Raw genomic sequence first — 13,992 nt, forward strand, 5'->3', positions numbered from 1 at the left:
GCGGTGGAGGACGGGCGGTGGAGCGGGAACCCTCTAGCGCTCCAGGCCGAAAGTCACGGCCACCCGCCGGACGAGGTCGTCCTCGGCGTCGCCGACCGCGACCTCGATCCCGTGCAGCCCCAGGCGCCGGAGCTGCCCGGCGAGCCGGTCGGTGAAGAGGGCGTCGCGCTCCAGCACGTTCCGCAGCGCCCGCCGCGGATCGCCGGTCCTGGCCAGGAAGCTCCAGTCCGGCCCGCCGCGGCCGTCGAACACCGCCCGGCGGAAAGCGGGCGTCGGCAGCAGCCACACCGCCCGGCTCACGTCGGCGAGCAGCGGCCGGACCAGGGCCGGGAGCAGCCGGAAGCCCTCGGCGAGCAGCGGGCGGTCGGCGGGCAGGGCGAGCAGGTCCTCGACGATCAGCTCGAAGCCTTCGCCGCGGTACCAGTGGAAGGTGTCCAGCATCTCGGCCGGGCTCCTGGTCACCCAGCGCTCGTCCATGTCCATGGCGGCGAACCGGCCCAGGTGCGGAGCCCGGTCCGGGGGCAGGCGGCGGGCATGATCGGGCATGGCCGCGTCGGTGTCGTACAGGCGCATCCCGTGGCGGCCGGCGAGGCGGCGGGCCGCGGTGGACTTGCCGGCCCCGCTGCCGCCGCCGATCCAGTGGACGTGGCGCAGCCGTTCCCGCAGGACGCCGTCCGGTACGTCGTCGTGGCCGCGCATGGTCACAGCTGGTTCCTGATCGGCACGGGCGTGTCCGGGATCGGCTGGGCGAGGTATCCTGCCACCTCGGCCGGGGTGAGCAGGCGCGCCTCGCGCAGGACCTCCAGCGACTCCTGCCAGGACCGCCGTGCCTCCTCGTGCCGCCCGAGGTCGTACAGCGTGTGGCCGAGCCACCAGCACGACACCGCGACGCCCATCGTGAACCCGGCCGTGCGCTGGAGTTCGATCGCCCGCCGGTACTTCTCGACGGCCTCCTGCGCCATCCCGCAGGCCCGGTAGGCGTCGGCCAGGGTGTCGTAGTTGATGCCGAGCTGGCCGGTGTCGCCCGTTTCCTCTGTCAGCGCCAGGGCGTGCCGCGCCTCGCTCACGGCCTCCTCGTGTCTCCCCTGACGGCAGAAGACGTGTACCCGGTTGTTGCGCACATAGGACTCGTGGACCTTGCGCTTCGTCCGCTCGATGATGGCGAGAGCCTCCTCCAGAGCGGCGTGCGCGTCGTCGTAGCGGCCCATCACGGTGTAGGTGATGCCGAGGTCGTTGAGCATCCCCGCCTTGTTGTCCGGCTGTCCCGCCCGGTCCCAGCAGGCCAGCCCCTCCTCCAGGTAGGTCACCCCCGTCTGGAAGCCCCCGAGTTGCTGGTGGATGCTGCCGAGCCCCTGCAACAGGTACGCGCGGGCCGTCCAGTCCTGCTCTTCCTCGGTCAGCCGCAACGCCTCCTCGGTCACCTCGATGAGCTCGGGGAACCAGCCCCGGCTCTCGAACAGCCAGATGATGGCGTTCGCGAGGCCCGCCGTCGAGGGGTCGGAGTCGCGCACCGCCTGCCGTGCCGCCGCCAGGAGGTTGTCCCGCTCGCGCCGCACCCAGTCGTTGGCGTCCGCCAGCGTGGTGAGTTCCTCCCCGGGCCGCTCGGTGGGAACCACGCCATTGACCACACCTCCGCCGAAGAGCAGGGTGCACGCCTGCTGCGCGGTGGCCAGGTAGTGGTCCAGCACACGGTGGGCCGCGCCGGCCGGGTCGTCGTCGGGGGGCCGCTGTTCGCGGGCGTACAGCCGGACGAGGTCGTGCATCCGGTAACGGCCGGCTTCGGCGGGTTCGAGCAGGCGGGCGTCCGTCAGGTGCTCCAGTGCCGTCTCGGCGCGGTGCTCGGTCCAGTCCGTCAGCGCGGCGGTGGTGGCCGGGGTGTGCGTGGGCAGGTCCACCAGCCCCAGCAGGGCGAGCAGCCGCGCCGCGTCCCGCCTTCCTGGTTCCTCGCGCAACTGCTCGTGGCTGACCGCGATACTGGCGCGTACGGCCAGGTCGGCGTACTCCAGCAGGTCGAGCCGCCGGGTGGCGTCGGCCAGCCGGCCCGCGAGATCGGCCGGCGACCAGTCGGGCCGGGCCGCCAGGCGGGCTCCCATGATGCGCAGGGCGAGCGGGAAACCGCCGCAGAGCCGGGCGATCTCCAGCGCCGCCTCCGGCTCGGCCTCCACCCGGCCGGCTCCGGCGACCCGGGCGAGCAGCGCGACGGCTTCGGTGTCGTCGAGCCGGCCGAGCCGCAGGTGCCGGGCGTTGTCCAGGGTGACCAGCGGATCGCGGCTGGTGACCAGGACGCGGCAGCCCGGCCCCGCGGGCAGCAGCGAGCGGACCTGGCGGGCGTCGCGGGCGTTGTCGAGGATCACCAGCAGGTGACCCGCCGCGGTGAGCGAGCGGTAGCGGGCGGCCGCCTCCTCGGCGTCCACGGGAACGGCGGTGCCGTCCAGGCCCAGGGAGCGCAGCAGGTGGCGGAGGGCTTCGACGGGCGTCAAGGGGGTGAGCCCGGCGGTGGATCCGTGCAGGTCGACGTAGATGACACCGTCGGTGAAACGTCCGGCGACGGCGTGGGCGACGTGGACGGCGAGGGCGGACTTGCCGATGCCGCCCGGCCCGCTGATCACGGTGACCGCACCCCCACCCGCCGCACCGGCCCTGGGCGGCTCGCCCCGGGCGGGGCCGGTCGGGGCCGTTCCAGGCGGCTCGGCCTTGAAGCCGCCGGTCGGGCCCGATCCCGGCTGCTCGGTCTCGGAGTCGCCGGTCAGGTCGGTTCTGAGCCGGGCGATCTCGGCCGCGCGCGCCGTGAACGCCTGGGTGCGGGCGGGCAGTTCGGCGGGGGCGACGGGCCGGCCCGTCGCGGCCCGGTGCTCCGGTGGCAGGTCGAGCTCGGGATCCTTGACGAGTACGGCCTGCTGGAGCTCGCGGATCTCGGTGCCGGGCTCGATGCCCAGTTCCTCGACCATGATCCGGCGCAGGCGCTGGTAGACCTCGAGCGCCTCGGGCGCCCGGCCGTCGCGGTAGAGGGCGAGCATGAGCTGGGCGGCCGGCCGTTCCCGGAGCGGGTGCGTACTGACGTACGCGGCGAGCTCGCCGGCCAGGGCGCGGTGCTCACCGGCGGACAGGCGCAGGTCGGCGTGGTCCTCCAGGACGGCCAGCCGCTCCGCCCCCAGGCGGGCGGACTCGATCCGCGCCCAGGTCGCGTCCACCTCGGCCAGCGCCGTGCCGCGCCACAGCCCGAGCGCCCCGCGGAACAACGCGTCCGCGGTGGCGAGAGAGCCTTCGGCGTGAGCGGCCCTGGCCCGCCCGGCCAGGCTGGTGAAGGCGTGCGCGTCCACGTGGTCGGGCTCGATCGCCAGCCGGTAGCCGCCGGGCACGGTCTCGATGAGCTCCGCGCCGCCGTGGGCGGCGAACGCCTCACGGAGCTTGGAGATCACGATGTGCACCTGCTTGCCCGCGGTCGCGGCGGAACTGCTCTCCCACACGTCGGACAGCAGCCGCTCGGCGGGTACGGACCGCCCCGCGGCCAGCGCGAGCCGGGCCAGCACCCCCACCCGCCGGGCCCCGGCGACCTGCACCGGTTCGCCGTCCGCCTCGACCTCCCAGGGCCCGAGGCACCTGATCTCCAGTCTCAAGGGAGCGCTCCCGTCGTCAACGAAGATCGCCAAGTCTAGCGACCCGCCCTCCGCCCGGCGCTCGCTCTCCCGGATCCCCGGCGCGCGGCCGGCCGTTCCGGAGAACCCGGCGGCGAGCTCTGGGAGGGCGGGTCAGGCGGAGTCTCGGACGACGAGGACGGGGTCGAAGATCTTCGCGGTGGCGGGGCGTCCGGGCTGTTCGACGTGGGCCAGCAACATCCGCGCCATCGCCCCGGCCATGTCCTCCACCGGATGGCGGACGGTGGTGAGCGGCGGCCGGCACGCGGTCGCCGCGCTGCTGTCGTCGAAGCCGACCACGGCCACGTCCTCGGGCACCCGGCGCCCGTGGTGGCGCAGGGCGACCAGCGCGCCCTGGGCCATCAGGTCGTTGGCCACGAACACGCCGTCGAGACCGGGCTGCTCGGTCAGCAGCCGCTCCATGGCCGCCTCGCCGCTGTGATGGGTGAAGCCGCCCTCGGCGTGGGGCACGTAGGCGTGGCCGTGGGCGGCCATCGCGTCCAGGAAGCCGGTCAGCCGGGACTGCCCGGCCAGCACGTCGAGTGGGCCGGAGACGGTCGCGACGCGGCGGCGGCCGCGGGCGACGAGGTGGTCGGCGGCGAGCTTGGCCCCGGCCCGATGGTCGACGTCGACGTAGCTGATCGGGATCGGCTCGGCCGGCCTGGCGAACAGCACGGCCGGCACCCGCGCCTCGACCAGCAGCCGGGGCAGTGGGTCGGCCGCGTGGGTGGAGACCAGCAGCGCCCCGTCGGCGTTGCCGTGACGCAGGTGGGTGAGGACCTGGGCGTGGATCTCGGCGGTCTCGGCGAACATCAGGATCGGATGGATGCCCCGGGGCCGCAGGAAACGCACGATGCCGCCGACGACGCGGCCGAAGAACGGGTCGGCGAAGACCTGGCCGGGAAAGGGGGCGTCGGCGCCCTCGCCGCCCGCCCCCGAGACGACGAGCGCGATCGCGCCGGTGCGCCGGGTGACGAGGGAACGGGCGGCGTGGTTGGGCACGTAGCCGGTGGTGGCGATGGCCTGTCTGACGGTCTCCTGGATCGCCGGGTCGACGTTGCGGATGCCGTTGATCACCCGGGAGACCGTGGACCGCGAGACTCCCGCCGCGCGGGCCACGTCTTCCAGCGTGATGGACGAGCCTGATGACGGCGAGGGATCTTGCCTCATCCGCCCTTTATAGCACAGCGCTCGGAGAGCGCTCTCCGGACTCTCCTCTCATGGCCGGGGAAGCTGGAAGTCCTCGGTCAGCGCGGCGCCGCGATGCGGTTTGTACAGGTCGTAGCCGCGCGGGTTGCACTGGAGGCCGCCGTTGATGCAGTGGGTCACCAGCGCGTCGAGGATCGCCGGGTCGTCCCAGGCGTTGAAGAAGTCGTAGTGCCAGGTGTAGCCGCGCCCGCTGGACAGCCGGGCCTGGGACAGGTCGCCGTCCGCCGGGAAGGCGATCTTGAACTCCAGCATCGGCACCGCCACCGGATGCCCGGCCGGGCAGTAGCCGCCGACGGGGTAGGCCATGTGGCTCTTGTGGTCGGCGCTGTCCAGGTTGACCCCGTCCCAGCAGCTCGGCGCCTGATAGCGGACGTTGACCTGGGTGCCGGTCGCGCACGAGCGGGGGATGTCCCAGCTGCGCGACAGGTCGCCGCATTCGAAGCCCTCCACGGCGCCGGGCGCGTCGCGGAACTCCTCCAGGCTCGCGTACGGGCTGCCGACGACGAAGCGCAGGCCCTGCGGGAACGGCTGCACCCGCCAGTACTCCAGGATGCCCGACTTGTAGTAGATGACCTGGTCGCCGGTCGGCTGGATCAGCTGGTCGCCCTTGTAGAAGCTGGGGAACCAGTACGCCGACCGGTCGTGCGGATTGGTGCACGAGGTGCCGCCGCCGAGCAGCGAGGCGGCCGTGCTGCCCGCGTGGGTGGTCCGGTTGCCGACGAACGTGTGCATGTGCGAGGCGCCGGGCAGGCCGGGGTAGACGATGGGGTCGTCGGGCCGGTTCGCCGTCCACGAGCAGTTGGCCTGGAACTCGTGGTGGGTCACCTCGTCGGTGTACGTCGGGCTGGGTCTCGGCGTGGCAGGCGAGCCGCCGGTGCCGTAGGCGCGCATCTCCCACAGGGAGTAGCCGTAGCCGGTGCCTCTGCTGGTGCCGTACATGCGGACGTGGCGTCCGGTGGCGGTGAGGTCGATGGTCTGGGCGCCGCCGGTGCCGGTGGTGGTGGCGTAGGCGTCGGTCCAGCTGGTGCCGTCGTTCGAGGTCTGGATCCTGAACGCGGTGGCGTACGCGTTCTCCCAGATGAGCACGACGCGGCTGATGGCGGCGGGGGCGCCGAGGTCCACCCGCAGCCACTGCGGATCGGCGACGGCGCTCGACCAGCGCGTGGTGGTGCTGCCGTCCACGGCGGCGCCGGCGCTGTAACCCGTGCCCTCGACGGAGGAGGCGGTCGCCGGCCGCCCCTGCGAGAGCAGGCCGTCGGCGGCGGAGGCGGGGACGAGCGTGGTCAGGCCGGCCGCGACCAGCGCGGCCACTGCGGCGAGTGCGACGCACAACGCTCTGAGAGGGAACGTGGCGGGACTGCGGGAAGGGGGCATGGGTCTCTCCTCCGACGGGTCGGGCACGACACGTAGGAGAGCGCTCTCCAAAAGAGTGACCGTCGCGGTGACCCGTTGTCAAGCGGGGGAGGGGCCGCGGGTGTCCTGGCCTGCCGCGTTTCCGGTGGATGAGCAGGGTGTTTCACTCCGGTGAAGAAATGGGTCTTGACTCCGTGGCCGGGCGGGAGGACTCTCCACTACGGAGAGCGCTCTCCCACCTGAGCCGTGCCCGCGGCCCGGCACCCCCGTCGGTAGGAGAGCTCGTGCACCCCACTCGCAGTCCGGGCCCGCGCCGGTTGACGGCGGTCGCCGTCGCCCTGGCGGGCCTGATCGTGTCCCTGCTGGGCTTCCCCGCTCCGGCGGCGGCCGACAGCCTGCTGTCCCAGGGCCGTCCGGCGACCGCCTCCTCGCAGGAAGGGGCCGCCTACGCCGCGGCGGCCGCGTTCGACGGGGACCTGACCGGCACCCGGTGGTCCAGCTCGTTCAGCGATCCGCAGTGGTTGCGGGTCGATCTGGGCGCCTCCGCCCGCATCAGCCGCGTCGTGCTGACCTGGGAGAGCGCGTACGCCACCGCGTTCAAGATCCAGACCTCGAACGACGGCAGCACCTGGACCGACGCCCACACCACCACCACCGGCACCGGCGGGACCCAGACCATCGACCTCACCGCCACCGGACGCCACGTCCGCCTGCACGGCACGACCCGCGCGACCGGCTACGGCTACTCCCTCTGGGAGATGCAAATCTATGGCGAAACCGGAACAGACCCGGGCACGTGGAGCGAGGTCTGGCGGGACGACTTCACCGGCCCGGCCGGCAGCCCGCCGTCGGCCGCGAACTGGATCCCGCGCACCGGCACCTCCTACCCCGGTGGCCCGGCCGACTGGGGCACCGGCGAGGTCGAGACCATGACCGACGCGCCGGCCAACGTGCACCTCGGCGACGGCCGCCTGACCATCAAGGCGATCAGGGACGGCGCGGGCCGCTGGACCTCCGCCCGGATCGAGACCCGGCGCGCCGACTTCGAGCCGAGGCCGGGCGAGCTGCTGAAGTTCAGCGCGATGATCAAACAGCCGGACGTCGCGAACGGGCTCGGCTACTGGCCCGGCTTCCGGGCGACCGGCGCCGCCTTCCGCGGCGACCACACGAACTGGCCGGGCATCGGCGAGACCGACATCATGACCGCCGTCAACGGCCGCGACCAGCTCGCCAACACCCTGCACTGCGGCACCGCCCCCGACGGCGTGTGCAACGAGTACAACGGCCGCACCAGCGGCTTCGCCAGTTGTGCCGGCTGCCGCACCGGCTACCACGAGTACACCCAGGTCGTCGACCGGACGAAGACCGACGAGGAGATCCGCTTCTACCTCGACGGCAGGCAGACCTGGGTCGTCCGCGAGAGCCAGGTCGGCGTGGCCGCCTGGAAGGCCGCCGTGCACCACGGCTTCTACCTCCGCCTCGACCTGGCCGTCGGCGGCTCGCTGCCGAACACCCTGGCCGGCGTCACCACGCCCACCGCCGCCACCACCTCCGGCGGCGAGCTCAGTGTGGACTGGGTCGCGGTCTCCCGGCAGGCCGGCTCCGTCCCCGCCGAGATGAGCGACCCGCCCGTCCCCGCCGGGCCGAGCGTCGTGCGGGTGACCGGCTCGCAGGGCGACTGGCGGCTGACCGTGAACGGCTCGCCGTACCTGATCAAGGGGGTGACCTACGGCCCGCCGCAGGCCGCGGCCGACGGGTACATGCGCGACCTGAAGGCCATGGGGGTCAACACGATCCGCACCTGGGGCGTCGACGACGCGCACACCCCCGCGCTGCTGGACACCGCGGCCCGGCACGGCGTCAAGGTCATCGTCGGGCACTGGCTGAACCAGGGTGCCGACTACGTCGGCGACACCGCGTACAAGACGAGCGTGAAGAACGAGATCGTGGCCCGCGTCAACGCGCTGAAGAACCGCCAGGGCGTGCTGATGTGGGACGTCGGCAACGAGGTGATCCTCACCATGCAGGACCACGGCCTGCCGGCCGACGTGGTCGAGCAGCGGCGGGTCGCCTACGCGACATTCGTCAACGAGGTGGCGCAGGCGATCCACGCCGCCGACCCGAACCACCCGGTCACCTCGACCGACGCCTACACGCACGCCTGGACCTACCTACAAGGCGCACGCCCCTGCCCTCGACCTGCTGGCGGTCAACTCCTACGGCGCCATCCACACCGTCAGGCAGGACTGGATCGCCGGCGGGCACACCCGGCCGTACATCGTCACCGAGGCGGGACCCGACGGCGAGTGGGAGGTCCCGGACGACGTCAACGGCGTGCCCGACGAGCCGGGCGACCTGGAGAAACGGGACATGTACCTGGCGAGCTGGAACGCCGTCACGGGCCACGCCGGCGTCGCGCTCGGCGCCACCGAGTTCCACTACGGCCTGGAGAACGACTTCGGCGGCGTCTGGCTCAACACCACGACCGGGGGCTGGCGCCGGCACGGCTACCACGCGCTCAAACGCGCCTACACCGGCCAGGCCACCGGCAACACACCACCGGCGATCACCTCGATGACGGTCGGCTCGCAGACCGCCGTGCAGGCGGGCAAGGAGTTCGCCGTCGAGGTCGCCGCGTCCGACCCGGACGGCGACCTGATCCGCTACAACGTCATGGTCGGCGACAAGCACATCACCGGCAACCGCGGCCTGACCCAGGCGCGCTTCACCGAGACGGGCCCGGGCAGGTTCGCGGTGACGGCGCCGGAGCGGATGGGCGTGTGGAAGGTGTACGTCTACGCCTACGACGGCCACGGCAACGCCGGCATCGAGCAGCGCTCGTTCCGCGTGGTGCCGCCGGTCGTCCCGGGCACCGACCTGGCCAGGGGCCGGCCGACCACCGCCTCGACCTACCAGGCGAACGGCGACGGCGGCCCGTTCACCCCTGACCGGGCCACCGACGGCAGCTTCACCACCCGCTGGGCCAGCGAGTGGGCCGATCCGCAGTGGATACAGGTGGACCTGGGGCGGACCGCCGCGATCAAGCACGTCCAGCTCGGCTGGGAGGACGCCTACGGCGCGGCCTACGAGGTGCAGACCTCGGTCGACGGGGCCGGCTGGACGACCGCGTACAGCACCGCGAGCGGTGACGGCGGCTTCGACGAGATCGCGCTGAACACCTCCGCCCGCTACGTCCGGCTGAACCTCACCCGGCGCGGCACCGCGTACGGCTACTCGCTGTGGGAGTTCGGCGTGTACGGCTGACGCGTCAGGAAGCGGCGTCCCGGCCACGGCCCGGGACGCCGCCCGGAACCCGCGGTTCATCCGGCGGCCGCGATCGGTGGCGCGCCGCTGCCCTCCAGCCGGGTGGTGATCGCGATCCGGTTGTGCGTGTTGATCACGGTCGCGGCCCAGATCAGCGCCGCCAGCTGGGTCTCGTCGAAGAGGCTCGCCGCCTCGGCGTACACGGAGTTCGGCACCTGACCGGCGAAGACCAGCGTGATCGCCTCCGTCAGCGACAACGCGGCCCGCTCCCGGGGAGTGAGCACCTTGCTGTTGCGCCAGGCCCGCACGTCGCGGATGCGCTGCTCACTCTGGCCCATGGCGCGCGCGTCCCGGAGGTGCCGGGTGAGCGAGAGGGAGCAACCGTTGATCTGGGACGCGCGGATCCTGACCAGCTGCAGCAACTCCGGCTCGATGCCGGCGGCCCGCGCCGCGGCCAGGGCCGCCTCGTGCAGCGCGCTCATCGCGCTGGAGACGTCCGGGGTCACGTCCTTGATCGCGATCCGGGTGACGGTGGCATCAGACATGGGCGTGGCTCTCTTCCCGCTCGTTGAAAAGGCGCCTGCGTTACGGCAGGGGATACGCGGCGCCCGCCCGCGCGGTTCGATCACCGAAGCTCAGGGGAGGGGTTACGGGTGCACCGTCCAGCTGCGGCGGGCGTTCAGGGTGGCGGGCTCGAAACCGGCCAGTTGCTTGTAGCGCAGGGCGATCTCCTCGCGCTCGGCCAGCGGCAGGACCTGCTCGACGTCGGCGAAGCCGCCCGGGGCGCGTTCGCAGGCCAGCCGCAGGATGACCTCGGGCCCGTCCTTCCGGTTGGCCAGCACGATGTTGTTCGTGACCGGCCGGCGCTGCTCCTCGTAGAACTCCAGGCCCAGGCCGTGGGCCAGCGCGTACGCCAGGACGCGGGCGTCGATGACGGCCTGGGTGCCGCCGTTGGAGCCGGTCGGGTACATCGGGTGCGCCGCGTCGCCCATCAGCGTCACCCGCTCCGCCGACCAGCGGGGTAACGGGTCACGATCGACCAGCGGGTACTGGAACACCTGCTCCGCGCCCTCGATGAGCGCCTGCACGTCCAGCTCGTCGCAGTGCCAGCCGCGCACGTGGGGCAGCACGCGCTCCACCTCGACGGGCTGGTTCCAGTCGCCCGTGGGCACGCCCTCGACCCGCGCCCGGTGCTGGACGGCCCAGTTGATCAGCTGGGTGCCGTCGTCGCCGGGCGGCGCGACGGGGTAGATGACCAGCTTCTGCGTGCTGTCGCCGATCATCAGCATGGAGCCGCCGGTCAGGAACGGCTTGGCGTACGTGGTGCCGCGCCACAGCACGTCGCCGCCCGGCACCGGCTCGCCCTCACCGGGGAACAGGGCCTGCCTGACGCTGGAGCGGATGCCGTCGGCGCCGACGAGCAGGTCGGCGTCATGGTCGAGGCCGGTGACGGGGGAGCCGAGGACGACCGACTCCGGGCCGAGGCGCTCGCGTACCGCCTCCAGCAGCATCATCTGCAGCCGGCCGCGATGGATCGAGTACTGCGGCCACCGGTAGCCGGCCCGCAGCCCGCGCGGCTCGGACCAGATCCGCTGCCCGCGGTGGGTGAGGAAGGTCAGGTCGGCGGTCGCCACGCCGATCGCGGCCAGCCGCTCGCCCAGGCCGAGCTCGATGAGTTCGCGCACGGCGTGCGGGAGGATGTTGATGCCGACCCCGAGCGGGTGCGGCTCCGCCACCGCCTCGTGGACGGTCACGTCCGTGATGCCCGCCGCGTGCAGGCTCAGGGCCGCCGTCAGCCCGGCGATGCCGGCTCCTGCGATGATCACGCGCGGGGGTCGCGTCGTCATGAGGCCTCCGATGGCCGTTCGCCTGCTCCTGGTCGTCGCGCTCGGCGGCTGGCGGATCAGCTCCGCCGTATTCACATGGTCGTCTCTCCGGCCCCGGATGGCTACGAGCCGGCGGGACGGTCCCAGATGCGCCCGGTGACCCAGGCGTACTCCCAGGCCTGGATGTCAGGCGGCTGGATGCCGAGGCCGGTCAGGATGGCGCAGACCTGCTCGCGGTGGTGGTTGGCGTGGTTGACGGCCTGGGCCAGGAAGATGCCCGTGCGGGTCTCGCGCGTGCCCTCGTCGATGACGAGCACGGCCTCGACGTCGATCGGCCGGGCCAGCACCTCCTCCCACAGCCGCGCGGCCTCCGACGCCCGTTTCAGCAGCTCGTCCAGGTCGGCCTCGCGCTCGTCGTCCACCCAGGGGATCTCGGTCGCGGCCAGGCGCCGCACGTAGCTCCCGTCGGCGTCGACGATGTGCCGCAGCGTGGAGAGGATGCCGCCGAACGTGCCGACCCCGCGCACCTCCAGCTGCTCCGCCGAGAGCCGCTGATCCCGGCAGAACTCGATGAGCCGCCCGGTCGCCCAGGCGTTGTGGCGGATCGTGTCGAGCAGGACCGTGTTCATGGGTTCCCCTTCGCAGCGTCCGATCTAGATGCTGCTCGGCCACTCGTGCGGGCGCAACGTATTTAACGCCCCGGGGCGGCCTCCGACCCTCTGGCCTTCCCGGTACGCCGACCTGAGGGGGAGCGATGAGCAAGCGCGACAGGCAGAAGAGCCCGACGAAGAAGCAGAGGTCACCCGGCCCGAGAGGAAAGAAGCCGGACCTCTCGGCGCCGGAGCCGGGATCCGATGTCGAGGTGAGGACGCCGCCCAAGACCCGCGCGTCGCTGCCCAGAAGGGGCAAACCCCCCGATCGTGGTCCCGCCGCCCAACGACTGGGCCGCGCACGCCGCCCGCACGGAACTGACCGTCGAGTTCAAGCCGCAGGCCAAACCGGAGGTGAAGACCGACGGCCGGCCGGCCACTCCGGCCGGCATCGGGGAATGGGCTCGCACACGACGAGAACGGCGAGCAGGCGACCACGGCCTACCTCACCTTCCGCAACGCCCTGCCGTACGCGACCGTCGACGCCGGCGACCGCACCTTCCACGGGGAGGACGAGAACGGCAAGGAGAGCGACACCTTCGGCACCGCCTCGCTCCAGCACGCGATCGGCCTCGAAGGCGACGAGCCGGCCGACCCGCAGCACCACGACGCCGACAGGAAGCTGACGGCGGCCATCCAGGAACTGGAGGCGTTCCTCGCCGGGAAGCCGCCGTCCGGATGGGCGTCGAACTCCGCGCTGGCCAACGCCGCCCGCGCCTCGATCGGGCGGCTGAAGGCCATGCGGAGCAAGGTGCGCACCAATACGACGACCGCCGTCAACGCGAAGGAGATCGGGACCGTGCGCCGGGCGGAGCACAAGGCGGTCTGGACGAAGGTGCGGGACTTCCGCCGCACCTTGTGACCCGTCCCGTCCCCTCCCTCCCGTCCTGATCTCCGGCGAAGTACGCTGTTGCCGGTTTCGCCCCACGCGGAATCGTTCCAGCGTTCCCCCAGGGAGGTCCGGCTTCGATGACCACGACGTTCGGTGTGATCGGCAGCGGGCGGCGGACCCGGTTCTTCCTGCGGCTGGCGAAGGCGATGCCGGACCGGCTGCGGGTGGCCGGCATCGTGACCCGCAGCACCGGCCGGGGCGCCGCGATCACCGCGGAGTGGGGCGTGCCTGCCTTCGGCTCGATCGGCGAGTTGCTCGCTCACGAGCGGCCCGACTACCTCGCCGCGGCGGTGACCTGGGACGCGATGCCGGGCGCCGTCCGCGAGGTGGCCGCGCTCGGGCTGCCCGTGCTCGCCGAGACGCCGCCCGCGCCCGACCTGGCCGGGCTGCGCTCGCTCTGGGCCGACGTCGGCGGCACCGGGCTGGTGCAGGTGGCCGAGCAGTACCTGCTGATGCCCGGGCACGCGGCCCGGCTGGCGATCGTGCGCGACGGCGTGATCGGCGAGCCGACCTCGGTCCAGGTCTCCTCCACGCACCTCTACCACGCGGTGTCGATGATCCGCGGCCTGCTCGGCGTCGGGTTCGAGCCCGCCGAGGTCCGCGCGGGAGCGTTCGAGGCGCCGCTGGCCGACCCGCTGACCTCCGCCGGCTGGCGCGGGGACGGCACGCCCCGCCAGATGTCCACCACCATCGCCACGATCGGCTTCGGCGGCCGGATGGGCCTGTACGACTTCACCGACAACCAGTGGTGGAACCCGCTGCTGTCGCGGCGCATCGTCGTGCGCGGCTCGACCGGTGAGCTGGCCGACGACCGGGTGGTCCGGCTGGCCGACCCGGTCACGCCGGTGGAGTCACGGCTGATCCGCCGCGACACCGGCGTGGACCTCGACCTGGAGGCACGCGACCTGCGGCACATCAGCTTCGACGGGCGGGTGATCTATCGCAACCCGTTCGCCGGGTCGGGCCTGTCCGACGACGACATCGCGGTCGCGGACCTGCTCGAACGCACGGGCGCCTGGGCACGGCAGGAGGGGCCGGCGCCGTACCCGCTGGCCGAGGCCTGCCAGGACCACCTCATCGGGCTCGCCATCGGCGAGTCCACCAAGACCGGCGGCCCGGTCACCACGGGTACGGAGTCCTGGGCGAGCTGACCCCCCCGCCCC

Annotated in this window: 12 protein-coding genes; 4 read left to right on the forward strand and 8 right to left on the reverse strand. The window is 72.8% G+C overall.

Annotated features, from left to right (window positions below):
- Window positions 1-33: 33 nt before the first annotated feature.
- The 4 genes from OIE67_RS14095 to OIE67_RS14110 all read right to left on the reverse strand — a co-directional run bounded on the left by OIE67_RS14095 (window position 34) and on the right by OIE67_RS14110 (window position 6,218).
- Window positions 34-705 (reverse strand): hypothetical protein, encoded by a 672-nt coding sequence (locus OIE67_RS14095; RefSeq protein ID WP_326640291.1) that lies wholly within the window; start codon window positions 703-705, stop codon window positions 34-36.
- Window positions 702-3,617: an AfsR/SARP family transcriptional regulator gene (locus tag OIE67_RS14100; protein ID WP_326640293.1), complete on the reverse strand. Its 2,916-nt coding sequence runs from the start codon at window positions 3,615-3,617 to the stop codon at window positions 702-704. The genes OIE67_RS14095 and OIE67_RS14100 overlap by 4 nt, the downstream gene beginning before the upstream one ends.
- 132 nt (window positions 3,618-3,749) lie before the next feature.
- Entirely contained in the window at window positions 3,750-4,805 is a 1,056-nt protein-coding gene (locus OIE67_RS14105) for a LacI family DNA-binding transcriptional regulator (RefSeq protein WP_326640295.1), read from the reverse strand.
- A 48-nt stretch (window positions 4,806-4,853) separates the two neighbouring features.
- The gene (locus OIE67_RS14110; RefSeq protein ID WP_326640296.1) at window positions 4,854-6,218 is read right to left on the reverse strand and encodes a DUF1996 domain-containing protein; all 1,365 of its coding nucleotides are present in this window, start codon (window positions 6,216-6,218) and stop codon (window positions 4,854-4,856) included.
- A 263-nt stretch (window positions 6,219-6,481) separates the two neighbouring features.
- Between OIE67_RS14110 and OIE67_RS14115 the strand changes: the two genes are divergently transcribed.
- Window positions 6,482-9,145, forward strand: a complete 2,664-nt coding sequence (locus OIE67_RS14115) for a discoidin domain-containing protein (RefSeq protein ID WP_326640298.1) — start codon at window positions 6,482-6,484, stop codon at window positions 9,143-9,145.
- Window positions 9,048-9,461 (forward strand): discoidin domain-containing protein, encoded by a 414-nt coding sequence (locus OIE67_RS14120; protein ID WP_326640300.1) that lies wholly within the window; start codon window positions 9,048-9,050, stop codon window positions 9,459-9,461. Before OIE67_RS14115 ends, OIE67_RS14120 begins: the two co-directional genes overlap by 98 nt.
- A gap of 56 nt (window positions 9,462-9,517) precedes the next feature.
- Here the strand turns inward: OIE67_RS14120 and OIE67_RS14125 are convergent, their stop codons facing one another.
- The 4 genes from OIE67_RS14125 to OIE67_RS14140 all read right to left on the reverse strand — a co-directional run bounded on the left by OIE67_RS14125 (window position 9,518) and on the right by OIE67_RS14140 (window position 12,678).
- Window positions 9,518-10,006: a carboxymuconolactone decarboxylase family protein gene (locus tag OIE67_RS14125; RefSeq protein ID WP_106251108.1), complete on the reverse strand. Its 489-nt coding sequence runs from the start codon at window positions 10,004-10,006 to the stop codon at window positions 9,518-9,520.
- A 102-nt stretch (window positions 10,007-10,108) separates the two neighbouring features.
- A complete protein-coding gene (locus OIE67_RS14130) occupies window positions 10,109-11,308 on the reverse strand; it encodes a flavin-dependent oxidoreductase (protein ID WP_106251109.1) in 1,200 nt (399 codons plus the stop codon).
- Between the two features lie 101 nt (window positions 11,309-11,409).
- Window positions 11,410-11,916, reverse strand: coding sequence for a DinB family protein (locus tag OIE67_RS14135; protein ID WP_326640308.1), 507 nt, complete (start codon window positions 11,914-11,916; stop codon window positions 11,410-11,412).
- Between the two features lie 462 nt (window positions 11,917-12,378).
- A complete protein-coding gene (locus OIE67_RS14140; protein WP_326640310.1) occupies window positions 12,379-12,678 on the reverse strand; it encodes a hypothetical protein in 300 nt (99 codons plus the stop codon).
- Between OIE67_RS14140 and OIE67_RS14145 the strand changes: the two genes are divergently transcribed.
- Together OIE67_RS14145 and OIE67_RS14150 are read left to right on the forward strand one after the other, a co-directional pair.
- Window positions 12,677-12,799, forward strand: a complete 123-nt coding sequence (locus OIE67_RS14145; RefSeq protein WP_326640312.1) for a hypothetical protein — start codon at window positions 12,677-12,679, stop codon at window positions 12,797-12,799. The two genes, OIE67_RS14140 and OIE67_RS14145, sit on opposite strands and share 2 nt — an antisense overlap.
- A gap of 107 nt (window positions 12,800-12,906) precedes the next feature.
- On the forward strand, window positions 12,907-13,980 hold the full coding sequence (locus OIE67_RS14150; RefSeq protein ID WP_326640314.1) for a Gfo/Idh/MocA family protein: 1,074 nt from the start codon (window positions 12,907-12,909) through the stop codon (window positions 13,978-13,980).
- The last annotated feature ends 12 nt before the right edge of the window (window positions 13,981-13,992 follow it).

Source organism: Nonomuraea fuscirosea (assembly GCF_035917475.1).
Lineage (GTDB): Bacteria > Actinomycetota > Actinomycetes > Streptosporangiales > Streptosporangiaceae > Nonomuraea > Nonomuraea fuscirosea.

Excerpts from the sequence above, each read along its gene's own strand:
- OIE67_RS14110 (WP_326640296.1), bottom strand. The coding sequence starts at position 6,218 with ATGCCCCCTTCCCGCAGTCCCGCCACGTTCCCTCTCAGAGCGTTGTGC.
- OIE67_RS14125 (WP_106251108.1), bottom strand. The coding sequence starts at position 10,006 with ATGTCTGATGCCACCGTCACCCGGATCGCGATCAAGGACGTGACCCCG.
- OIE67_RS14105 (WP_326640295.1), bottom strand. The coding sequence starts at position 4,805 with ATGAGGCAAGATCCCTCGCCGTCATCAGGCTCGTCCATCACGCTGGAA.
- OIE67_RS14135 (WP_326640308.1), bottom strand. The coding sequence starts at position 11,916 with ATGAACACGGTCCTGCTCGACACGATCCGCCACAACGCCTGGGCGACC.
- OIE67_RS14140 (WP_326640310.1), bottom strand. The coding sequence starts at position 12,678 with ATGGCCTTCAGCCGCCCGATCGAGGCGCGGGCGGCGTTGGCCAGCGCG.
- OIE67_RS14150 (WP_326640314.1), top strand. The coding sequence starts at position 12,907 with ATGACCACGACGTTCGGTGTGATCGGCAGCGGGCGGCGGACCCGGTTC.
- OIE67_RS14130 (WP_106251109.1), bottom strand. The coding sequence starts at position 11,308 with ATGACGACGCGACCCCCGCGCGTGATCATCGCAGGAGCCGGCATCGCC.
- OIE67_RS14145 (WP_326640312.1), top strand. The coding sequence starts at position 12,677 with ATGCGGAGCAAGGTGCGCACCAATACGACGACCGCCGTCAACGCGAAG.